At 67.7% G+C, this 22732-nt stretch carries 20 protein-coding genes; 5 read left to right on the top strand and 15 right to left on the bottom strand.

Annotated features, from left to right (window positions below; all coding sequences use genetic code 11):
- Nucleotides 1–27: 27 nt before the first annotated feature.
- Nucleotides 28–2397, bottom strand: coding sequence for a phosphoketolase family protein (locus ACZYZF_RS25490; protein WP_463747820.1), 2370 nt, complete (start codon nt 2395–2397; stop codon nt 28–30).
- A 166-nt stretch (nt 2398–2563) separates the two neighbouring features.
- On the opposite strand from ACZYZF_RS25490, the gene ACZYZF_RS25495 reads away from it, so the two are divergent.
- Nucleotides 2564–4051, top strand: a complete 1488-nt coding sequence (locus tag ACZYZF_RS25495) for an acetyl-CoA acetyltransferase (RefSeq protein ID WP_463837151.1) — start codon at nt 2564–2566, stop codon at nt 4049–4051.
- Here the strand turns inward: ACZYZF_RS25495 and ACZYZF_RS25500 are convergent.
- The 5 genes from ACZYZF_RS25500 to ACZYZF_RS25520 form a co-directional block, all read right to left on the bottom strand.
- Nucleotides 4021–7173: a helicase HerA domain-containing protein gene (locus ACZYZF_RS25500; protein WP_463837152.1), complete on the bottom strand. Its 3153-nt coding sequence runs from the start codon at nt 7171–7173 to the stop codon at nt 4021–4023. The genes ACZYZF_RS25495 and ACZYZF_RS25500 overlap by 31 nt on opposite strands.
- Nucleotides 7173–7820, bottom strand: a complete 648-nt coding sequence (locus ACZYZF_RS25505; RefSeq protein ID WP_463747823.1) for a hypothetical protein — start codon at nt 7818–7820, stop codon at nt 7173–7175. Before ACZYZF_RS25505 ends, ACZYZF_RS25500 begins: the two co-directional genes overlap by 1 nt.
- 151 nt (nt 7821–7971) lie before the next feature.
- Complete coding sequence (locus tag ACZYZF_RS25510; protein WP_463837153.1) at nt 7972–9198, bottom strand: NAD(P)/FAD-dependent oxidoreductase; 1227 nt, start codon at nt 9196–9198, stop codon at nt 7972–7974.
- An 11-nt stretch (nt 9199–9209) separates the two neighbouring features.
- A complete protein-coding gene (locus tag ACZYZF_RS25515) occupies nt 9210–9938 on the bottom strand; it encodes a DUF72 domain-containing protein (protein WP_463747825.1) in 729 nt (242 codons plus the stop codon).
- 9 nt (nt 9939–9947) lie between these two features.
- Entirely contained in the window at nt 9948–10520 is a 573-nt protein-coding gene (locus ACZYZF_RS25520) for a hypothetical protein (RefSeq protein ID WP_463747826.1), read from the bottom strand.
- A gap of 55 nt (nt 10521–10575) precedes the next feature.
- Here ACZYZF_RS25520 and ACZYZF_RS25525 point away from each other — a divergent pair, with 55 nt between their 5' ends.
- A complete protein-coding gene (locus ACZYZF_RS25525) occupies nt 10576–11274 on the top strand; it encodes a DUF998 domain-containing protein (RefSeq protein ID WP_463747827.1) in 699 nt (232 codons plus the stop codon).
- On the opposite strand, the gene ACZYZF_RS25530 is transcribed toward ACZYZF_RS25525, so the two are convergent.
- The 8 genes from ACZYZF_RS25530 to ACZYZF_RS25565 form a co-directional block, all read right to left on the bottom strand.
- Entirely contained in the window at nt 11242–11493 is a 252-nt protein-coding gene (locus ACZYZF_RS25530) for a hypothetical protein (protein WP_463747828.1), read from the bottom strand. The two genes, ACZYZF_RS25525 and ACZYZF_RS25530, sit on opposite strands and share 33 nt — an antisense overlap.
- Complete coding sequence (locus ACZYZF_RS25535; RefSeq protein ID WP_463747829.1) at nt 11493–12359, bottom strand: oxygenase MpaB family protein; 867 nt, start codon at nt 12357–12359, stop codon at nt 11493–11495. The genes ACZYZF_RS25530 and ACZYZF_RS25535 overlap by 1 nt, the downstream gene beginning before the upstream one ends.
- 14 nt (nt 12360–12373) lie before the next feature.
- Entirely contained in the window at nt 12374–12598 is a 225-nt protein-coding gene (locus ACZYZF_RS25540; protein WP_463747830.1) for a hypothetical protein, read from the bottom strand.
- Between the two features lie 68 nt (nt 12599–12666).
- Entirely contained in the window at nt 12667–12999 is a 333-nt protein-coding gene (locus tag ACZYZF_RS25545; protein ID WP_463837154.1) for a TfoX/Sxy family protein, read from the bottom strand.
- 15 nt (nt 13000–13014) lie between these two features.
- Complete coding sequence (gene cycA, locus ACZYZF_RS25550; protein WP_463747832.1) at nt 13015–14445, bottom strand: D-serine/D-alanine/glycine transporter; 1431 nt, start codon at nt 14443–14445, stop codon at nt 13015–13017.
- A gap of 62 nt (nt 14446–14507) precedes the next feature.
- Nucleotides 14508–15299, bottom strand: a complete 792-nt coding sequence (locus ACZYZF_RS25555; protein WP_463747833.1) for a lysophospholipid acyltransferase family protein — start codon at nt 15297–15299, stop codon at nt 14508–14510.
- Nucleotides 15300–15402: 103 nt separating this feature from the next.
- Nucleotides 15403–17733: an endopeptidase La gene (lon, locus tag ACZYZF_RS25560; RefSeq protein ID WP_463837155.1), complete on the bottom strand. Its 2331-nt coding sequence runs from the start codon at nt 17731–17733 to the stop codon at nt 15403–15405.
- 97 nt (nt 17734–17830) lie between these two features.
- Entirely contained in the window at nt 17831–19099 is a 1269-nt protein-coding gene (locus ACZYZF_RS25565; RefSeq protein WP_463837157.1) for an HNH endonuclease, read from the bottom strand.
- Between the two features lie 107 nt (nt 19100–19206).
- Here ACZYZF_RS25565 and ACZYZF_RS25570 point away from each other — a divergent pair, with 107 nt between their 5' ends.
- From ACZYZF_RS25570 to ACZYZF_RS25580, 3 genes are read left to right on the top strand one after another with little or no spacing between them, the layout of a single operon-like run.
- The gene (locus tag ACZYZF_RS25570) at nt 19207–20133 is read left to right on the top strand and encodes an NADP-dependent oxidoreductase (RefSeq protein WP_463837158.1); all 927 of its coding nucleotides are present in this window, start codon (nt 19207–19209) and stop codon (nt 20131–20133) included.
- A gap of 20 nt (nt 20134–20153) precedes the next feature.
- On the top strand, nt 20154–20876 hold the full coding sequence (locus ACZYZF_RS25575; protein ID WP_463747909.1) for an SDR family oxidoreductase: 723 nt from the start codon (nt 20154–20156) through the stop codon (nt 20874–20876).
- 16 nt (nt 20877–20892) lie between these two features.
- Entirely contained in the window at nt 20893–21093 is a 201-nt protein-coding gene (locus tag ACZYZF_RS25580; protein ID WP_463747837.1) for a hypothetical protein, read from the top strand.
- A 9-nt stretch (nt 21094–21102) separates the two neighbouring features.
- Here ACZYZF_RS25580 and ACZYZF_RS25585 read toward each other — a convergent pair whose 3' ends face one another.
- Complete coding sequence (locus tag ACZYZF_RS25585) at nt 21103–22605, bottom strand: molybdopterin-dependent oxidoreductase (protein ID WP_463837326.1); 1503 nt, start codon at nt 22603–22605, stop codon at nt 21103–21105.
- Between the last annotated feature and the right edge of the window lie 127 nt (nt 22606–22732).

Consider the following 22732-nt stretch of genomic DNA (forward strand, 5'->3'; position numbering starts at 1 on the left):
CGTACCGGTGGGGCGCAATTACCCAGGTCACACTGCATCCCAGGTCCAATCTGAGATCGCCGGGTCATCTTCGCCGTGCCGGCGGGTGTAGCTGCGGGCGGCCAGCCGGGCGTCGACCATCTCCTGCCGCAGCCCGGCCGCCCTGACCGCCAGGCCGTCGACCCGGTCGATCACGTCCATGACGAGGTGGAATCGGTCGAGATCGTTGAGCATGACCATGTCGAACGGCGTCGTCGTCGTACCCCGCTCCTTGAACCCACGTACGTGGAGTTGGTCGTGGTTGCTGTGCCGGTAGGCGAGCCGGTGAATGAGCCACGGGTAGCCGTGATAGGCGAAGATGATCGGCTTGTCCGTGGTGAAGATCGAATCGAACTCGCGGTCGGGCAGCCCGTGGGGGTGTTCGGACTCGGGTTGCAGACGCATGATGTCGACGACGTTGACCACGCGCACTTTCACCTCGGGAAGCCGGCGGCGCAGGATGTCGGCAGCGGCCACGGTCTCCAGCGTCGGGATGTCTCCGGCACACGCGAGCACCACATCAGGTTCCCCGGTCGTGTTGCTCGCCCACTCCCAGATCCCCAAACCGCGGGTGCAGTGCGCGACGGCCTCGTCCATCGTCAGATACGTCAGCGCCGGTTGCTTGCCCGCCACGATGACGTTGACGTACTGGCGGCTGCGCAGGCAGTGGTCGGCCACCGAGAGCAGGGTGTTGGCGTCCGGTGGCAGGTAGACGCGGACCACCTCGGGGCGTTTGTTGGCGACGTGGTCGATGAAGCCCGGGTCCTGGTGTGACGCGCCGTTGTGGTCCTGGCGCCACACATGGGAGGTCAGCAGATAGTTCAGCGAGGCGATCGGCCGCCGCCAGGTCAGGTGCGAACTGCTGGACAACCACTTGGCGTGCTGGTTCAGCATGGAGTCGACGATGTGGACGAAGGCCTCGTAGCAGTTGAACAGCCCGTGCCGCCCGGTCAGCAGGTAGCCCTCCAGCCAGCCTTGGCACAGGTGCTCGGACAGCACTTCCATCACCCGGCCGTCGGGGGCGAGGTTCTCGTCGACGGGAAGGGTCTCGGCCTGCCATGCCTTGTCGGTCTTCTCCAATACCGCAGCCAGGCGGTTGGAGGCGGTCTCGTCGGGACCCATCAGACGGAAGCGGTCCGAATTGGCGGCGATGACATCACGCAGAAATGTGCCGAGCACTCGGGTGGCTTCCGCGGTGCCCGTGGCGGGGCTCTCCACGGTGACCGCGTAGTCGGTGAAGTCCGGCAGGTCGAGGTCACGCAGCAGCACGCCACCGTTGGCGTGCGGATTGGCGCTCATCCGCCGGGTGCCCGAGGGTGCCAGGGCTCGAAGCTCGGGCCGCAGCGCACCGGTGTCGTCGAACAGTTCCTCGGGCCGGTAGCTGCGTAGCCATGTCTCGAGCTGGGACAGGTGCGACGGGTTGGTCCGGGTCTCGGACAGCGGCACCTGGTGCGAGCGCCAGGTGCCCTCGACCAGTTTGCCGTCCACCTCGTGCGGGCCGGTCCAGCCCTTGGGGGTGCGCAGGATGATCATCGGCCACAATGGACGGCCCGGCTCGCCGTCGAGGCGGGCCGCGCGTTGGATCGCCGCGATCTGGTCGAACGCCTCGTCCATGGCCGCGGCCAACTGCTGGTGGACGTTGGCCGGGTCGTCCCCGGCGACGGTGATGGGCCGGTAGCCGTAGCCGTAGAACAGTGATTCGAGTTCCTCGGCCGGAATGCGCGACAGCACTGTGGGATTGGCGATCTTGTACCCGTTGAGATGCAGGATCGGCAGCACTGCGCCGTCGACCACCGGGTTGAGGAACTTGTTGGAATGCCAGCTGGCGGCGAGCGGTCCGGTTTCGGCCTCGCCGTCGCCGACGACGCAGGCCACCACCAGGTCGGGATTGTCGAATGCGGCGCCATAGGCATGCACCAGGGCGTATCCGAGTTCGCCACCCTCATGGATGGAGCCGGGTGTCTCGGCGGCCACGTGACTGGGTATCCCGCCGGGAAAAGAGAACTGGCGGAACAGTTTTCGCAGACCGCCGGTGTCCTGCTCGATTCCGGTGTAGACCTCGCTGTAGGTGCCTTCCAGATAGGCGTTGGCCACCAGGCCCGGGCCGCCGTGACCGGGCCCGGTGACGTAGATGACGTTCGCGTCGCGCTCGCGGATGATCCGGTTGAGGTGGGCGTAGAGCAGATTCAATCCCGGGGTGGTGCCCCAGTGCCCCAGTAGGCGCGGCTTGACGTGCTCCGCGGCCAGTGCCTCATGGAGCAGCGGGTTGTCCAGTAGGTAGATCTGCCCGACGGACAGGTAATTGGCCGCCCGCCAGTAGGCGTTGAGCTGCTCGAGTTCCGTGTCGGTCAGTGCGGGTGATCCGGTCGCGTCGCTCATGTTCTCCATAGTGGCCGGTGTCGGTGAATGGCGCCCGCGATCTGGGTTACCCGAATTCGCAACGGTCAACCAACAGCACCCGAAACGCCCGGCCGCGATGGGGCCGGGTGATCGGTCGCCGACCAGATTCTGAGGTCCGTATACCGCGTCGGCTAGGTTCGTGGGCATGACCGCCCCCAGGACTCTCGACCCACAGACCCCGGTACTGATCGGCTACGGCCAGGTCAACCAGCGGGAGGAGAATCCGGATGTCGAGCCGGTCGATCTGATGGTCGCGGCCGCGCGGGAGGCTGCCGATCCGCGGGTGCTGGAGGCGGTCGACTCGGTGCGGATCGTCAATCTGCTGTCCTGGCACTACCGGGACCCGGGTTTGCTGTTGGCGCAACGCATCCGGGCCGACAAGGCCGCGACACGCTACACCGGGGTGGGCGGCAACGTTCCGCAGTCGTTGGTGAACGAGGCCTGTCGGGATCTGCAGGGCGGACGGGCCGAGGCGGTGCTGATCGCCGGCGCCGAGACCTGGCGGACGCGCAGCCGGCTGCGTGCCCGCGGCGAAAAGCCGGACTGGACCCGCCAGGATGAATCGGTGCCGGAGGCGCCGGGTGCGCATGAAGGTGTGCCGATGGCCGGTGAGGCCGAGATGCGGATCCAGCTGGACCGCCCGGCCCACGTGTACCCGATGTTCGAACAGGCACTGCGCATCGCGGCCGGCGAGACGAGCGACGAACATCGCAGACGGATCGGTGCGTTGTGGTCACGGTTCAGTGCGGTGGCGGCGGACAACCCGCATGCCTGGAGTCGGGAGACAGTGTCTGCCGAGCAGATCTGGCAGCCGGGCCCGGACAACCGGATGATCAGTTGGCCCTACACCAAGTTGATGAACTCCAACAACATGGTCAACCAGGGGGCGGCGTTGATCCTGACCACCGTAGAGAAGGCAACGTATCTCCAGATCCCGACCGACCGTTGGGTTTTCCCGTACGCGGGCACGGATTCGCACGACACCTACGCGATCGGCGAGCGGGCTGAGTTCTACCGCTCACCGGCGATCCGGATCGCCGGTGAGCGGGTCCTGGAACTGGCCGGTGTGAGTCTTGACGACATCGACTTCGTCGACGTGTACTCGTGCTTCCCGTCGGCGGTGCAGGTGGCGGCGGCCGAAATCGGTCTGCCGCTGGACGATCCGGCCCGGCCGTTGACGGTCACCGGCGGGCTGACATTCGCGGGCGGTCCGTGGAACAACTACGTGTCCCACTCGATCGCGACCATGGCCGAACGGTTGGTGGCCAATCCGGGGACTCGCGGGCTGATCACCGCCAACGGCGGGTACCTCACCAAACATAGTTTCGGTGTGTACGGCACCGAGCCGCCGGCCCATGAATACCGTTGGCAGGACGTGCAATCCGAGGTCGACGCCGAGCCCACCCGGCAACTGCAGGTCGACTTCACCGGCACCGGGACGGTGGAATCCTGGACCACCCCGGTCGGCCGCGACGGCACCGTGGAACGGGCTTTCCTGGCGGTACGGACCCCTGACGACGCGCGCACGCTGGCCCGGATCGTCGACGAGTCACAGGCGGCCGCGACCATGTCCGAGGACATCGCCGGGGCCGCGGTGCAGGTTCACGCCGACGGCAGCGCCACCCTGCTCTGAGCGGCGAGCGCCAGCACTTCGTCAGTGGTCGGTGGGCTGGGCGGATGGTGTGACAGGCACCAGGGCGTCTGGATCTTGTGGAAGGCGTTGCCTTCCAGCGCGAGATAGAACTGGCCCGACCGCAGCTTGCTGATGTCGGGTACGTGGCCGCCCTTCACCCGGGCCATCTCCCGCGCCACCGCGATCTGGGCGGGGGAGTTCAGCAGGCCGTAGAACTGCGTGGTGGCATTGCCCGGAATGTGGTTGTGCAGGCCTCGTGGGGACTGCGTCGCGAACACCAGTCCCAGCCCGTACTTTCGGGCCTGCGAGGACAGTGCCAGGGTGCTGTGCGTCGAGGCAGTCGTGTGGCTGGACGGCGCGAAGTTCTGTGCCTCGTCCATCACCAGCAACCCGCCCAGCGGCCGGTCGCCGGCGGGGTTGCGCTTGATCCAGGCGAACAGCGCCATCTGTAGCTGGTTGACGAACCCTTCGCGTTGTTGATCGCTGGTCAGGCCGACCATGCTGATCACCGACACCCGCGCCCGGTAACCAGGAGACGGTGTCAGGAGCACCCCGGGGTCGGCAGCGGTCCCGGTGCCGCCGAACAACGGATCGTTGACGGTTGCCGCGCGCAGGTTCTGGGCCAGCTCGGCGGCCAGCTTGTTCGCCCCGCCCAATGCGCTGACCTCGGTGGGCAGATCGGCGAGCAGGTCGATGAAGCCGTCGAGGCTGATCGAGGGCCTCGCCCCGTAGAACCGAAGCGCCTCCCGCAGCACCGCGCGGGACCGCTCGGCCTTGGCGGTGTTCCCGGCGATCAGGGCGCGCGGTTCGAGTGCGGCGACGGCAGATTCGACGGCGTCGGAGAACTCGTCGTCGTCATCGATGACACTGGCGAAGTCCGGTAGCGGCTGGAACGACAACGGCCGCCCCGTCGACCGGCGTGGCGTCCACACCACCACCTCGGCGTTGTCGAAATACGCGTCGGCGCGCTCGTCGTCGGCCGGGTTCCACCCCGGCGGGTTCTCGGGCCAGCGGGCACCGAGGCGGGACAGGTCGTTGTTCGGGTCCAGCACGATCGATGACACGCCTCGCAGCGCGCACTCCTCGACCAGGCGCCGGATCAGCACGGTCTTACCCGAACCGGAGCCGGCGAATATCGCCGTGTGCTTGCGCAGTGCGGCGAGGTCTACCGAGACCGGGCGGCCGCCGGGACTGTCCAGGCCCAGGGTCACCGCGGTGGGCGAGTGCTCGATCACCGGGGTGGGCGGCTGCACACGGATCGGACCGGTCGCGAGCTCGGCGTCCACATCGATCTGGGCCGGTGGCGGAGGATCACCCGCGATGTCCCCGAGGGCGGCGCGCAGCCAGCCGATCCCGTGGGCGGGACGGCGCCGCCGCAGCCACTCGGGCAGGTCGGGGTGGTTGTCGTCGATGAGGTCGCGCAGCGCCGTCATCGTGCGCACGTCGTCCTCGCTCATCGGCAGCACCCGGCCGCCGGCCGCCTCGAACTCGGCGATCATCACGGCGGTTTTGGCGCCCTTGGGCCACGCGGTGTTGCGCAGCAGGAACAGCTGCCGCCGGTCGGGGTTGAAACCCGTTGCTTCCCACGCCTTTCGGATCCGGTTCTGCACCGCTACGGCGTTGCCGGACGAGATGGAGCGGAATGCCCAGTGCCGCTCGTCGTCGGTGGCGGCGTCGAGGGTCTGACGGAGCCGACCGTGAAGCACCACCCGCTGGCCCGGAGGCGGATCGGGGCGGAATGCCTGTCCGGCTTCGCCGAGTTCGGTGATCCACGCATCCAGCGCCGCCGACAGCAGGCCGGGCATCGTGGTGTCCTCACCGTCGGGGTCGAGGGCGGCAACCGTCACCGCGCGGCGCCGGTAATCGGCGAAGCGCCGGTCCAGTTCGCCGGTGTCCCCGATGGCGGCGTCGCCCGTGGAGGCGTCGTGCGTGTCGGTCACCTCGGCGGTGAGTTGGACGAGTTCTTCGATCGTGTCGCGGTCCAGGCAGCGGCGGATATGGGTGTCGACGCGCTTGAGCAGCTGACGCGGGGTGTACTGGGTGGCCTCGTCGAACGCCGAGGGCAGGATCGGCCAGCTCGCGTACGGCGCGGTGAATCCGATGGCCGAGTAGCTGGCGGTGAACCGGCGTTCCAGGATGGCGCGGCCGACGTCGGGCGTCGGCAGGCCCTGCAACAGCGCGGTGGTGCGGAACCTGTCCTGCACGGTGGCGGTGGCGCGGTCCTGGATCGCCTCCCATGCCGCGGGGAGGCAGGCCACCACACCCACGGTGCGGCGCATGGTCTGGCGGATCGACATCAGCCCGTGGGCGACGTGTTCCAGATCCCCCGCGGTCTGGGTAGTTCGGCCGGCATCGGCGCCTGCGGTGTCGGTGCGCTCGATGGACTGGGCCAGCAGCGTGTCGATCTGGTCGAGGGCCAGCACCGACGGCCCGGCCAGGGCGATCAGGCGTGAGATGTCGCGGACCGATTCCTGCGCGGTGAGCGTCGGTGCCGGCAGGCCCCAGGATTCTCGTTCGCCGCTGCCGGTCAGGAATGCTTCGCCGATGTCTTGCAGCTCGAGATCGCCGGAGCCCAGTAGGACGAGCGCGCGCAGGGTGTGGTGCGCGCGTTTGACGGTGTGGCGGTGCACCTTGTGCAGGGAGTTGACGAAGTCGCTGAGGATCTCGGGCGTCAGGTCGTCGTCGCCGATCACGGCCCGGCGGTTGGCCCGGGAGATGTGGGCGACCGAGGACAGCTCCCACAGCACGTCTTTGAGTTGGGTCTCGCGCTCGCTGCCGGGCCGGCCCAGGCTTTCGAGGATCCCAGCGCGGGCGGACTGCCAGAAGCTCGCCGCGTCGAGCAGTTCGACCAGGAAGAAGTAACCGCCGCCGGTTTGCACCTGTTCGCGGACCTGGCCGAGGAGGTGGGTCTTGCCGGATCCGGCGGGGCCGCGCACCACAACGCCCAGCGGACTGGAGTCGGATTCCCGTTCGGCATCACCGAAGGCGGCCATCACATCGGCCATCGGCCGGTCGTGCATCCCGCGTACGTGCAGGGCGCCCTGTGAATGCCACAGATCGTCGGCCGTCGGCGCCCAGGTCAGGCGAAGCGCGCTGAGCGCTTCGCGGTGCTGTAACTCCATCAGGACTCGATCGCGATCAGGTGCTTGTTCTGGTTGCCTATCTCCACCGCGGCGTCGCGGTCGGCTGGGGTGAGCACCTTCTGGTTCTCCTCGGGGATCAGGCTGACGCCGGGTTGCTGGTAAAGGCTGATCAGCGCGGCGTCGACGGTGGGGCGGGGCAGACCGGGGACGGCCTGGCGCAGCCGCAGCAGGCTGACCCAGCTGCCGGGCCGGGTGGTCAGCCCGGCGTAGGCGGTGCGCAATTGGATTTCGGGGGCCTCGTCGGGGGCTTGGTCGGGGGCCGGGTCGGACGGCACTTCGGCAGGCAGGAACACGTCGGCGGGAACCAGGTCGGCGTGTTCGAAGTAGCGGTGCAGCGCACCCAGCAGTGTGTACAAGGCTTTGCCCTGCCCGGTGGACCGGGGCGGTGCGTCCGCCCCGAACAGGGATCGGCACAGCGCCCATCCCGCGTCGGTGAGTTCGTGGACGAGCGGCCGGGTGCCGGTGGTCTCGATCAGGCCCAACCGGTTGAGCCGGTCGCGCTTCGGTTTGTCGAGTTTGGGGCCGAGCCGCTCCAGCTCGGCGTTGGGCACCGGCCGGGACTCGGCCATCAGTACCAGCAGGACCGCCTGCTCGGTGCCGGTCAGCTCGTCGGACGCGACATTCACCGGATGCTCACCTTCCTGCCGTCGTGGATATTGCACGCGGGCGGGGTGATACCTGCACGTGTCTCATGCACGTTAGCGTGTACCCCGGACCGCGCGAGAATGTTGTTGTGCTGCACGGTATTCGCCCGCCCGGCGGGCGCGGTGCCCGCAGCTACCGGGTGACCAGCGGCTGCGAGGAGTCGGCGATGCGGTCAGGATCCACCGGGCCGCCCGATCGGATCAGCGCCTTGACGTCGTCAAGGACGTCCCACACGTTGACGTTCATCCCCGCCAGCACCCGGTTGTCGGCGTCGAGCCAGAAGGCCACGAACTCGCGCCCAGCAACGTCGCCGCGGAAAACCACTCGCCGATATTCGGGGGCGTGGCCCACGTATTCCATGCCGAGGTCGTACTGATCGGTGAAGAAATAGGGCAGCTCCGCATATTCGGCGTGGTGTCCCAACATGCCTGCGACCGCCACCGCGGGCTGCTTGAGCGCGTTGGCCCAATGCTCGGTGCGGATCCGAACCCCGAACAGCGGATGCTGTGCGGCGGCGATGTCGCCCACCGCGTAGATGTCGGGGTCGCTGCTTCGCAACGACGCGTCGACGAGCACCCCGCCGTCTGCGGTCGCCAGCCCGGCCTGTTCGGCGAGCCCGATGTTCGACGCCGCACCGACGGCGATCAGTACCGCGTCCGCGGCGACGCTCGAGCCGTCCTCGAGCCGCAGCCCGGTGGCGCTGCCGTTGTCGGTGGTGACCTCCTTGACCGACTGGTCCAGTCGCAGATCGACCCCGTGCTCGCGGTGCAACTGCGCGAACACCTCGCCGACCTCGGCGCCCAGGGCGGCCAGCAGCGGCAGGTGTGCGGACTCGATGACCGTGACGTTCACGCCGCGGCCGCGCGCACCGGCGGCGACCTCCAGTCCGATCCACCCGGCTCCGACGATGGCCAGCGTCGAACCGGGGGTCAGCGCGGCGCTCAGGGCGGCGGCGTCATCGATGGTGCGCAGATAATGCACACCGGCGGCATCCGATCCCGGGATCGGTGGTCGTCGTGACGAAGAGCCGGTGGCCAGCAGCAGCTTGTCGTAGCCGACTGTGGTGCTGTCGGGTAGTGCGAGGGTGTGCTCGGCGGCGTTGACGGCGCTGACCTCGGTTCCCAGCCGCAGGTCGATGTTGTGGTCGCGGTACCAGGACGCCGGATCGGTGGTGAAGTCGTCGAGTTTCTTCTTGCCGGCCAGGTACTCCTTGGACAGCGGCGGACGCTCGTAGGGCAGGTGGTCCTCGGCGGCGAAGAGTACGACATGGCCGTCAAAGTCGTTGTCCCGCAGCGCTTCAGCGGCCTTGGCGCCAGCCAGGCCCCCGCCGACGATCGCGAATGTGGACGACGTTGTCATGTCGATTCAGCCTACTCGCCCGAAACCAACTGCCTCAGCTTTCGGGCGTTGCGTACCGCGTGACCACCGAGATCGTTGTTGAAGTACACGACGACGCGGTGCTGGTCCCGGTCCCACCGGCGGACCCGCTGTGCCCACCGGTGCAGCTCGTCGTCGGAGTAACAGCCGGCGTACATGCCGTCGCCGCCCGGGCCGTGCATGCGGACGTAGACCAGGTCGCTGGTGGCCACCGTGCGGCACGTCAGCCCGGGACCGCTCATCACGACGTAGGCGGCGCCGAAGCGCTCCAACAGCCGGTACACCGCGGGCTTGTGCCACGAGGGGTGGCGTAGTTCCATCGCCACCCGCACCTCGTGGGGGAGTTGCCCCAGGAAATCCGCCAGTAGGTCGTCGTCGCGCTCGATGGCGGGGTGAAGCTGGACCAGCAGGGCCTCGTTGTGGGGGTTCATCAGTTGCCAGTACTGCTCGAACCGTGGGGTCCAGGTCTGCGGTGACCGCAACCGCCGAAAGTGGGTGAGCCCGCGGTGCGCCTTGACCGACATCGTGAAACCGGGCGGCAGCTGTCGGCGCCAACTCGTGAAGGTGGTGTCGGTGGGCCACCGGTAGAAGCTGCCGTTGAGTTCCACGGTGTCGAACTCATCGACGTAGTGGGCCAGCCGCGCGTTCGCCGGGGTGCCCCGCGGATAGAGCACCCCGGTCCAGTGGTCGTACGACCAACCCGAGGTGCCGATCCTGATCATCTGCCATCGCTAGGGGACGTCTGTGTAGTGCAGGGTGTAGCCCTCGGCCGAGAACGTGAAACCTCGGCCCGTCACCTCCCGCACGCAGGACACCCCGGACTGCTCCTGCACGTTGCACCGGAATCCGGCTACTGCCAGCACCTTCCCGAACGGCAACACCACTGCGGCCGATTGCGCGAAATCCGGCTGCGTCAGGTTGGCGAAATGTGCGTCGGTGTCCCGGTCGAGAACCAGCGCGTTGGGTGCTGCGGTTCCGCCGGTCGCGTCGGGCACGGTGGCGGGGGCGCCGGTCACGCTCATCGCCGAGGTACCACCTGCCGGCTGGCACCCGGCCCGGTCGCGCGGCAGGATCGCGCACTGCCAGCGCCCGCTCGGGGTGCTGAAGTAGTAGGCCTTACGACCGTTGACCTCGATGGCGTACTCAGCGGCGTCGACCAGGTTCGCGGTGCCGAACTGCGGTGGCGGAGTGGTGCTGCTCGTGGGCGGGCCGCCGGCGGCGTCGTCGGTGTTGACGACGGTTCCCGACGCGCATCCGGTGAGCGCCGCTGCGGCGGCGGCGACTACGACGAGGCAAGCCTTCACGACGCAAGACCCTAACCAACCTTCGGGGCGGCCGGAACGGTAGCGTCGACTTTCCGTGACTTCCCACGCGCGCCCGGCAGATGTCCGGGTCACCTCGGCCCTGCTCACCGCCGGCGTGGCGGCCGGCCTGTTGCTCACCGTGGTGTCGTACACCCTGGCGTTCACCCGTCCCGGCTTCGACCTGACCCGGCACGCCAATTCGATGCTGGTCCTTGGGGATTGGGGCTGGATTCAGTCGGTCGACTTCGTCGTCTGCGGCTTGCTGCTGATCGCGTTCGGTGCCGGGGTCTGGCGAGTGGCCGCCGGCGTCACGTCGGGCCGCGTCGCGGCGATGTGTGTGGCGCTCTACGGTCTGCTGGCCGGGGTCGTGGTGGGGCTGAACCCGACCGATCCGGGGTTCGGGTTTCCGCCCGGCGCATCCCAGGGCTATCCCGGCGTCGAGGAGGTGAGTACCTCGGCGAAGATCCACGGGGTGGCCGGCGGGCTGGGTTTCCTGGCCATGACGTGCGGATGCTTCGTGCTGGCAAGGTATTTTGCCCGCACTGGGGATCGGGCCTGGGCGGTCCTGTCTGCGGGGGTCGGCGTCGCGGTGCTGGCGGTGTGTGTCTACCTGGCCTCCCACGCCGGCGCGCAGACCGAGACCTTCAACTATGTGCCTACGTGGGTGGTCGGCACATTGCTGTGGCTGTATGTCGCGGGCCTGGCCGCGCGGCTGCGGCGCTCACATCGCGACGCACACGTCGGCGCCCAATAGCAGCACCGGCCACAGCAGCGTCACCTGGCCGAAGGCCACCAGATCGGCGCCGGCGGGAAACTTGGTGAGCAGGCTCGACTCGATCAGCTGCACCTGCTCGGGGTGGAAGAACGTCCAGACCAGGCCGATCACCAGGTAAGGCAGGGCCAGCCACATCAAGGTCTCGAGCATCTGCTCGACGCTGACCCGGTGGCCCAGGATCCGTTGGATCCGGTTCATCAGATCAGCGCCTTGTCGGCCGCCATCCGCCGGCGCACGTCGGCGAGCAGCAGGTAACTGCCGCCCTGGCGGATGAACACCGGCAGGAACCGGTTGCCCAATGCCACGGCCAGAAACAGCCATTCGAACAATCGCTGCCGGCCGCGGCCCCAACCGAAGCCGACGGCGTCGCGGAACACGGGCGCCAGAAATCCGGCGGTCAGGAATTTCAAGAGCGGCCGGAACGGTATTCGCAGCAGCGGGTTGATCATCCGCAGGTCCACCAGGTCGTGCAGATACCGCCTGACGACGTCGTCCATCTGTACCTGCCCGCACGCGGTGTCCCAGTACGTATCGAAATCGGACCGCGTCGGCGGCCACTGCTGCTCGGTGACCTGCAGGGTGGTGCCCAACGTGGCGGCAGATTGGTAGAACTGCTCGGCTTGTGCGTCGGTCATCTGGCCGCGCAGCAGTTGATAGACATCCTCGAGGCCGACGAACAGGCAGGCGGCCACCCACATCTGCAGGTCGCGGTCGAAGGCGTTGTACTGCACGGGACTTGCCGGCCCGGATCGGACCTGCCGATGAGCCACGTCGACCGCATCGCGGAACGCCGCCCGGTCCTCGGAGTTGCCGAGGATCGCCACCGCCAGATAGCTCAAGGTGGTGCGGGCGCGTTTCCACGGGTGCTTGAGCAGATTGCCGGAATCCACCGTGCTCTCCACGACGCCGTAGCCGACGCCGGGCGCGGACAGCTGCATGATCACGTTGGCCGCGCCCGCGGCGAAACCCCAGAGGTCCATCGCATCGGCGATGGTGACGTCGTCGTCGGACCAGCGCGAGGTGCGCCGGGTGATCGAGATCCGGTTGGCGGGGGCGGAATTCATGCGGAGTCTCCCCGTCAGCTCATGCACACGTTGGTGAACAGCAGGACCGGCCAGGACACGATGGAGCCCAGGAAGGACACCGCGGCATCGGCACCGTGCATCCCGGCCAGATGGCCGGTGTGGGTGAGCGACCAGATCAGGCCGATGAGCAGGTAGGGGACCGCGAGGATGATGGCGGTCCCGATCCACTCGGCGATGGTCATCTGGAAGCCGAGAATCTTGCGTACTGCGGTCAACATCTGAGTGCGCCCCCGTCGTTGTCAGGCGGGTTCTATGTTAATGGTGATTCTGACCGGCGTCCCGGAAACTACTTGGGCGGCAGGCTCTTGGCGTAGTCGATGCCGCGGGCAACCCACGATCGGAGCTGGCGCTTGGTCTTGATGCCGGGGCCTGCGATCCGCAACCATCCCCGCATCTCCCGGCCACCCATCACCATCGGCTCGACATGGTCACGCAGCAGCAGTCTGTCGCTGTCGGCCCGCGCGACCCGCACCATCAGGCCGCCCTCGCGGCTGGCCGCGACGGCCATGTTCCCGTTGATCAGGAACGCCAACCCGCCGAACATGCGCTTCTCGTCGAGACCGCTCTCGGTTGCGGTCAATTCGCGGATGCGGTCGGCCAGGTCGGCGTCGAAGGCCATGTCGGTTGAGACTCCTCAGTCGGAATTCTTCGACTCGAGCTCGGCGCGGAAGGCGGCTTCCCGGGCCAGATGTCCGGGGCGGCGCCGCAGCACCAGCCAGGCGATACCGAGCACCAGGAACCACACCGGGGTCACCAGCTCGGCCTGCAGGGTGTCCTCCTTCTGGGTGAACGCCCACAGCAGGAAGGCGAAGAAGGCCAGGACGACGTAGCACATCACCACGCCGCCGGGCATCTTGAACTTCGACGCCTCGTGCAGTTCCGGCCGGCGCCTGCGGTACACGAGGTAGCTGACCAGGATGATCGTCCAGACGAAGATGAAGCACAGCGACGAGATCGTGGTGACCAACGTGAAGGCCGCGACGATCGAGTCGCCGGCCGCCACCATCACCACCCCCGACAGCAGGAACACCCCGGACAGGAACAACGCGTTGGCCGGCACGCGCCGCGAGGTGAGCCGGCCGAACAGGCTCGGTGCATCGCCTTCGGAGGCGAGGCCGTAGACCATCCGGGAGGTCGAATAGATGCCCGAGTTGGCTGACGACGTCGCCGAGGTCAGGACCACGAAATTGACCACCGATGCGGCGATTCCCAGGCCCGCGAGGCTGAACATGGCCACGAACGGGCTCAGTTTGGGATCGATCTCGCGCCACGGTGTGACCGCGATGATGATGGTCAGGGCGGCGACGTAGAAGAGCATGACGCGCACCGGGATCGAGTTGATGGCCCTGGGCAGGTTCCGCTCGGGGTCCTTGGCCTCGGCCGCAGTGGTGCCGACCAGTTCGATGCCGACGAATGCGAAGGTCGCGATCTGGAATCCGGCGACGAATCCCATTGGGCCGGTGGGGAAGAACCCGCCGTCGTTCCACAGATTGGCGAAGGACGCCTGGGCGCCACCGGGTGCTTGGAAACTGGTGAAAACCATCACGAGGCCGATGACGATCAACGTCACGATCGCGATGATCTTGATCAGGGCGAACCAGAACTCGGTCTCGCCGAAGGCCCGCACGGTGGGCAGGTTCAATCCGATGAGCACGACGACCGTGGCCAGTGCCGGTATCCAGAGCGGCAGGTCCGGCCACCAGAAGGCCACGTACCCGGCGATCACCACGACGTCGGCGACGCCGGTGACGATCCAGCAGAACCAGTACGTCCAGCCGGTGAAGAATCCCGCCCACGGGCCCAGCAGGTCCGCGGAGAAATCGGCGAAGGATTTGTAGTGCAGGTTGGACAGCAGCAGCTCGCCCATGGCCCGCATGACGAAGAAGAGCATGAAGCCGATGATCATGTAGACGAAGAGCACCGACGGGCCGGCCAGGGAGATGGTCTTGCCGGAGCCCATGAACAGGCCGGTTCCGATTGCTCCGCCGATCGCGATCAGCTGGATGTGCCGGTTCGACAGCTGGCGGGAGAGATGGCGTTCGTCTGTGGATGTATCTGACGTCACACCGTGAAGGATTGCAGGCGGGGAGATGAGGGCTGCAGCCAGCCCGGCATTCTCCCCGGCTGCTAACCCAATATCGGGAACCGGCGCTGTGAGGCGAGCCGGTCCAGCGCCGTCTGCATGACTTCTCGGATATGCGAGTCGACGGCGTCGATGTCAGGATCGGCGCCGAACCGTGCGTTGATGTCGATCGGAGGCAGGACCTCGGTGACGATCTTGGTCGGCAGGGGCAGGTTGGGCGGCACGATGACGCTGAGGCCGAACGGAATCCCGATGCTCACCGGCAAGATATCCAGGCGGAAGCGTGGCAGCCCGAGCCGCTTGGCCAGCCAATTGCCCCGCGTGAGGAACAGCTGGGTTTCCTGGGCGCCGATCCCGACGGTCGGCACGATCGGGACCCCGGCGGCGAGCGCGGTGCGGACATACCCGGTTCGCCCGTTGAAGTCGATGGTGTTCGCCTCGGCGGTGGGGCGGTAGGCGTCGTAATCCCCGCCGGGAAACACCAGCACGACCGCACCGGCACGCAGGGCAGCCGCGGCGTTCTCACGGCTGGCGTGGACCACCCCGAGTCGCCTGAACAGATCCCCGGTCGGACCGAGCAGGACTCCGTAATGGGCCAGGGTGTACAGCGGTCGGTCGTATCCGAAGTGGCGGTAGAACTCCGGGGCGAAGACCAGGACGTCGGGTGTCAGCATGCCGCCGGAGTGGTTCGCGACCACGAGAGCACCGCCGTGGCCCGGAATGTTCTCCAGGCCGCGGACCTCGGAGCGGAACCACCACTTCGCGATCGGGCCCGCCAACGACTTCGCCCGCTGGGTGACGGCGGGATCCCACTGGTCGAGCTCGCTTTCGTCCATCGCCGCCAGATTGACCCGAATGCCGAACAAATAAACCGCCCGCCGTTGTGACCTCGGGTGTCACAACGGCGGACGGCAGTTTGGCGGCGAGCCCGTCGGCTCCTTATGCGGCGACCGACGCGCCCTCGCGGACCGGTTCCAGCGCCTCGGCGATGATGTCGGCCACATCGGTCATCGGCTTGACCTCCAAGGCCTCCAGCACCTCGGCCGGGACCTCATCCAGGTCGGGCTCGTTGCGCGCCGGGATGAAGACCGTCTTCAGTCCGGCCCGTTGCGCGGCCAGCAGCTTCTGCTTGACGCCGCCGATCGGCAGCACCCGGCCGTTCAGCGTGACCTCACCGGTCATGCCGACATCGCCGCGCACCTGCCGCCCGGTGGCCATGGACACCAGTGCGGTGACCATGGTGACGCCGGCCGACGGACCGTCCTTGGGCACTGCGCCCGCGGGGACGTGCACGTGGATCTGGCGGTCCAAGGCCTTGGGGTCGACGCCCAACTGCTCGGCGTGGGCCCGCACGTAAGACAGCGCGATCTGTGCCGACTCCTTCATCACGTCGCCCAGCTGACCGGTCAGCTTCAGGCCCGGCTCGCCCTCGTTCGAGTTCGCCTCGATGTAGAGGACATCGCCGCCCAACCCGGTGACGGCCAGACCGGTCGCCACCCCCGGCACCGCGGTGCGCTCGGTGGATTCCGGGGTGAACCGCGGACGGCCCAGATACTCAACCAGATTCGGCTCATCAACGATGATGTTCGTGATTCCGCCGTCTTCCAACTTCGTCGTCACCTTGCGCAGCGCCTTGGCCAGCAACCGCTCGAACTGCCGGACGCCCGGCTCGCGGGTGTAGTCCGCGGCGATCTTGCGTAATGCCGCATCCGTCACCGTCACCTCGGCATCGGTCAGCGCCGCACGCTCGGCCTGCCGGGGCAGCAGGTAGTCACGGGCGATGGCCACCTTGTCGTCCTCGGTGTAGCCGTCGAGCTGGATCAGCTCCATCCGGTCCAGCAGCGCCGACGGGATGTTCTCGATGACGTTGGCCGTCGCCAGGAACACCACATCGGACAGGTCCAGATCCAGCTCCAGGTAATGGTCGCGGAACGTGTGGTTCTGCGCCGGGTCCAGCACCTCCAGCAGTGCGGCCGACGGGTCGCCCCGGTAGTCCGAGCCGACCTTGTCGATCTCGTCCAGCAGCACAACGGGATTCATCGAACCCGCCTCGCCGATGGCCCGCACCACGCGACCCGGCAGCGCCCCGACGTAGGTACGCCGGTGGCCACGGATCTCGGCCTCGTCACGCACGCCGCCCAGGGCGACACGCACGAACTTCCGGCCCAATGCGCGGGCCACGGACTCACCCAGCGAGGTCTTGCCGACCCCGGGCGGACCGGCCAACACCATCACGGCACCGGATCCGCGACCACCGACGACGGCCATGCCGCGCTGGGCGCGACGGGCTCGGACGGCCAGGTATTCGACGATGCGGTCCTTGACGTCGTCCAGTCCGTGGTGGTCGGCGTCCAGAATCTCGCGAGCACCCTTGAGGTCGGTCGAATCCTCGGTGCGCTCGTTCCACGGCAGCTCCAGCACGGTGTCCAGCCAGGTGCGGATCCAGCCGCCCTCGGGGCTCTGGTCACTTGAGCGTTCCAGCTTGCCGACCTCGCGCAGCGCGGCCTCCCGGACCTTCTCCGGCAGGTCGGCCGCCTCGACGCGGGCCCGGTAATCCTCAGACCCCTCGGGCTCACCCTCGCCCAGTTCCTTGCGGATGGCCGCCAACTGCTGGCGAAGCAGGAATTCCTTCTGCTGCTTGTCCATGCCCGAGCGCACATCCTCGGCGATCTTGTCGTTGACCTCGACCTCGGCCAGGTGCTCGCCGGTCCATTGGATCAGGTTGCTCAGGCGGGCGGTTGTGTCCTCGGTCTCCAGGAGTTCGCGCTTCTGGACGTCGGTCAGGTACGAGGCGTAGCCGGCAGTGTCGGCCAGAGCGGACGGGTCGGTGATCTTGTTGACCACGTCGACGATCTGCCAGGCCTCGCGCCGCTGGAGCATGGCCAGCAGCAGCTTCTTGTACTCGGCGGCCAGCGCCTTGGTTTCGTCGGTCGTGGAATCTGTGGTCTCGGCTGCTTCCTCCACCTCGACCCACAGGGCCGCACCCGGTCCCGTGGTTCCGGAGCCGATGTGAGCGCGGCGTTCACCGCGGACGACGGCAGCTTCCGCGCCGCCGGGCATCCGGCCGACCTGCACGATCGATGCGATCACACCGTGGGTCGGGTAGCGATCGTCCAGGCGTGGAGCGATGAGCAGCTTGCCCGATTCGCTGGCCTGGGCTGCGTCGACCGCCGCGCGGGCAGCGTCGTCGAGTTCGACGGGCACCACCATTCCGGGCAGCACGATTGGTTCGCTCAAGAACAGGACCGGCACCGCGTTTGCTTGAGACATCAAACCTCCAAAGTTCAGTCTGATGCGCTCAACCTTGCCGGGGTCGTGTTTGTTCCCGGCGCGTCCGGTGTCCGAGTTCGCCGTGAGTGAACGGAAGCTAAGCGGCGCGCTTGTTGATCACGACATGGACTTCGCGGGTGAGTATCCGGAGGCCTCCGGATAGCGGCGGCGCGGTGGATCGATAGGTCGCGCCGGTCGGGGTGATGTGTTCGGTGGTGTGGCGGCCGGATCTGTCGGTCCGGGTGCGGACTTTCCAGCCAGGTGTTTCTTTGACGTAGTTGCAGTGCTCGCATAGTCCCTGACCATTGGCGGCGGTGGTCGGTCCGTTGCGGTGGTGCGGTGTGATGTGGTCGATGTGCCGGATCGGAGCGTTGCAGTAGGGGGCTCGGCAGGTTTGGTCGCGGGTGGCGATGAACCGGGCCAGGCCTTTGGGGAAACGTCGTGAGCGGGATTCCATGGCGACCAGTGCCCCGGTGTCGGGGGTGGCGTAGAGCCGCCGCAGGGTGGCCCAGGAGTTGTCGTGGGCGAGCGCGTCGCTGATCATGCGCCGGGCTGCCGCTGCGGGAATGGGTCCGTGGCCTTGCAGGTGGGCGGGTTGGCTGCCGCCGGCGAACAGGGTGTCGTCGGAGAGTACGAGGTTGACGGCGACGGCCGCCGGTGTGGTGAAATCGCGGCCGGTGACGCGGGCGACGAGTGTGTCGGCCATGGTTTGGCCACGGTTGCGGCCGTCGGCGCAGCGGTCGGCCGCTTGGGTGAGGGTGTAGCGCACGGACGCCGCGTCGGTCGCAGGTAGCAAGGCGGTGAGAATGGCCATGTTGTCGGCGGCGGGCCGGAAGGTGACGCAGCGATCCTCGGGCGCTCTGGTGGCTCGATCGATGACTGCTGTCGGGTCGAGTTGGTAGGCAATGGTTTTGGCATTACCGCGGATGCGCGTGTCGCCGACGCCGATCAGGTTGGTGTGGTCGGCGCAGAGTTGGTGGTCGAGGCGGTGCCGGTCGGCGGGGGACAGGCAGGCGGCTTCGCGGATGATCAACCGGGCGCGGGTTTCGGTGAGAACGCCGGTTTCGAGGGCGGCCAAGGTGTGGGGCAGGTCGTGGACGAGAATGCGGGCGTCGGAGAGATGTTGGCGGCCGTTGGTGGGAGAGTCCATGCGGGCCAGTCCGATTTCGGTGCCGAGTCCGCGGCCGCGCCGTGCGACGGGGACTCTGGTGGCAGCTTCGGCGGCGTGGCGGGCGGACTCCAAGGCGACGGTGGCGCGAGCTTGTGCGGCTGCGGCGGCGCATTTGAGGCGTTCGAGTTCGGCGATGCGGTCCCGCAGTGCCGCCTCGCCGGCAGCGGCATCAACCTTCGCGATCAATTCGAACACATGTTCGATGATACGCCGCTGCGGTGACACTGCATCCCGAACCCCGCTACCGGAATGTTTTCGGGGCCGGCGCGGTCATACGAAGGACGGATGAAGGGGAAGCGATCATGAGCAGAGCAGTGCAGTTCGACCAGTACGGAGAAATCGACGTCCTGCAGGTCCGTGATGTGCCACGGCCCGTCCCTGCCGCCGGCGAGGTATTGGTGCAGGTTCGTGCCGCCGGTATCAACCCGGGCGAGGCCATGATTCGTCGTGGCGCGCTGCGCGAACGGTTCCCGGCCACCTTTCCCTCCGGGCAGGGCAGCGACCTCGCCGGCGTGGTGGCCGAGCGCGGACCGGGAGTGACCGGGTTCGAGGTCGGTGACGAGGTGCTCGGATTCACCGACGAGCGCGCCAGTCACGCTGAATATGTCACGGTGCCTGCCACCCAGTTGACTTCCAAACCCTCGGGCCTGCCGTGGGAGGTCGCCGGGTCGCTGTATGTCGCGGGCGCCACTGCCTATGCGGCGGCGCGCGCCGTGCGGCTTCGCCCCGGCGACACCGTTGCGATCGCGGGTGCCGCCGGCGGTGTCGGCACCATCGCGGTGCAGCTCGCGAAGCGCGCCGGCGCCACCGTGCTCGGCATCGCCGGGTCCGCGAACGATGAGTGGCTGACGACGCACGGCGCTGTCCCGGTCAACTACGGTGACGATCTGGCTGCCCGGCTGCGTGCCGCGTCCCCGTCAGGTCACGTCGATGCTTTCCTCGATTTCTTCGGCGGTGGATACGTGAAGCTGGCCGTCGAGGAGTTGGGTGTCCCGCCGGAACGCGTCGACACCGTCATCGACTTCCCGGCCATCGAGCAGTTCGGCGTCCAGGCTGCCGGCAACGCCGAGGGGGCCGACATCGCGATCATCGCCGAGTTGGCGGATCTCGCCGCCAACGGGAACCTCGACGTGCCCATCGCCGGCGTGTTCGCCCTCGACGATGTCAGGGCTGCGTACACCGAGCTCGAAAAGCGGCATACCCGAGGGAAATTGGTGCTGCGACCGTGACCGGTGACCCGATCGCCGGAATGGTGGTGGCGGTCACCGGAGCCAGTAGCGGCATCGGTGAGGCGACGGCACGCCTGCTGGCGGCGCGGGGCGCGAGGTTGGTGCTGGGCGCCAGGCGAGAAGACCGTCTCGAGCGGATCGCCGCCGAACTCGTGGCGGCGGGATCGCGCGTGGTCGCGCTGGCAGTCGATGTCACCCGCCGGGCCGATGTCGAAGTGTTCGTCGAAACGGCGGCAAACGAGTTCGGCAGGCTGGATGTGTTGGTGAACAATGCGGGCATCAGCAAGATCGGGCCGCTGTCCGACGGTGACGTCGACGGGTGGTCGGCGATGATCGATGTCAACGTGCGTGGCGTGCTGCACGGAATCGCGGCGGCCGCGCCGGTGTTCCGGCGCCAGGGTCACGGGCATTTCGTCACCACGGTATCGACCGCCGGGTTGAAGATCGTGCCGGACATGGGCGTGTACGCGGCGACCAAGAATGCGGTGCGGACCGTGATGGAGGCACTGCGCCAGGAATCCACCGACGGTGTCATCCGGACCACCTCCATCTCACCGGGATTTGTCCGCACAGAGCTTGACGGTTCGATAGATGATCCGGTGCTGCGCGCCCAGATCCGGGCCAATATGGACGAATTCGGCCTACCGCCGGAAGCGGTGGCGCGCGCCGTGGCATTCGCGATCGAGCAGCCACGCGGCGTCGAGATCGGCGAGATCGTCATCCGGCCCACCGTGCAGGGTTGACGCGTAACATCCAACTATGAACAGGGGATACGTTGTGACGTTCGCGGTCGGTGTGATCGTGGCGCTGTTCGGCCTCATCTGGGCGCTGCAGGGTTTCGGTGTGTTGCAGGGCAGTCCGATGAGCAACACCGTCACCTGGTCGGTGATCGGCCCGATCACCGCGGTGGTGGGCGCCGTGATCGCGGCATTCAGCTGGCGAAGGCTCTCGTCGAAGTGACGGCCGGTATCAGGCCACGGTGAAGTTCACCGAATGCCAGCCGGTGGCGCCGTCGGGCACGGTAGGCGCATCGTCTGAAGTCTGCACCGCTCCGGTGTTGTCGGTGGCCCGCACCGTGATGGTGTGGCTGCCCGGGCCGTTCGCCTGCCAGGGCAAGCTCCACAGCCGCCACGTCTGGTCGGAATAGGCGGCGCCCAGCTGCGCGGGTTGCCATGGGCCGTTGTCGATTTGGACCTCGACACCTCTCACTCCGCGGTTCTGCGCCCACGCCACGCCGCCGAAGGTCGTCGGCCCGGCCGTCACCTGTTGTCCTCGCTTCGGGACGTCGATGCGCGATTCGGTCTTGATCGGGCCGCGCGGTGCCCAGCCCTGTCGGGTCCAGTAGGCCTCCGCGCGGTCGAAGCGTGTCAGCTCGAGGTCGGTGACCCATTTGGTGGCCGACACGTAGCCGTAGAGTCCGGCCACCACCACCCTGGCCGGGTAGCCGTGCTCGACGGGAAGCGGCTGCCCGTTGAGGCCGATGGCCAGTATCGCGTCCCGGCCGTCGTTGAGGGCGTCGACGGGGGTGCCCACGGTGAATCCGTCCACAGAGGTCGACAGCAACATGTCCGCGCCAGGGTCCACCGCCGCCGCCCGCAGCAGGTCGGTCAGCCGATACCCGGTCCACATCCCATTCGAGATCAGGTCGCCGCCAACCGGATTCGATACACAGGTCAGCGTCACGGCCTTCTCGACGGCTTCGAACCGGGCCAGATCGTCGAAACTGTAAGTGATCTCGCGGCCGACCATGCCGTGAATGCGCAGCCGCCAGGCGTCGCGGCTGAGCTGCGGAACGCTGAGCGCGGTGTCCACCCGGTAGAAGTCGGCGGCATCGGTGATGAAACTCGGCAGCGCAATGTTTTTCGGCTGGACATCGGGCGGGATCGAGAGAGCCGGTACGCGCGGCCGGGGCAGGACCGAGGTGTCACGTTCTGCCGCGACCGAACTCGTCACCCGGGCGACGACGACACCGAGAAGCCCGGTTGCCGCCCCGAAACCGAGCAGGCCGGCGGTGGTCAACCACATCCGCCTGCTGGTGTCGAACTGCTCGGTGCCGTCGTCCGGGGTGGTCCAGAGACGCTGCACGAGCAGGCGCAGCACTGCCACACCACATGCGGTGCCCACCACTGTGGGCACGATGTCGAGCAGTGTCGCGCCGGGCCGAGAGAGCACGGCCGCGCAGGCGATCAATCCGGCCGCGATGAATATGGCGGTGCCGATCGGGCGCTGCCGGGTCTCGTACGTCGCGGCCAGTGCGGCGACGGCGGCGATCACCACCAGGACGACGACCGCCAGGAACAGTTTGTCCAGGCTGCCGAGGGCTTGGATCACCCATTCCTTGACCGGGCCTGGTGTCAGGTCCACGACCGCCGATCCGACGGCGTTGCGTGGATCGGCGGGTGGCCCGAACGGAATGCTGACGAGCTCGGCGATGCCGAGCGAGACCGCGGCGGCAGCAATCCCGCCGAGCATCCGTGCGTTCGGCGAGGAACTCGACGTGGACCCCGACGTGGACCCCGACGTGGACTGAGCCATCGTCACCAACCTACTACCGCGGACAAGGCAGGGAGCCTGCCGTTGGGGTGACGACAGGCTCCCC

The organism is Mycobacterium sp. IDUB_24 (assembly GCF_055419385.1).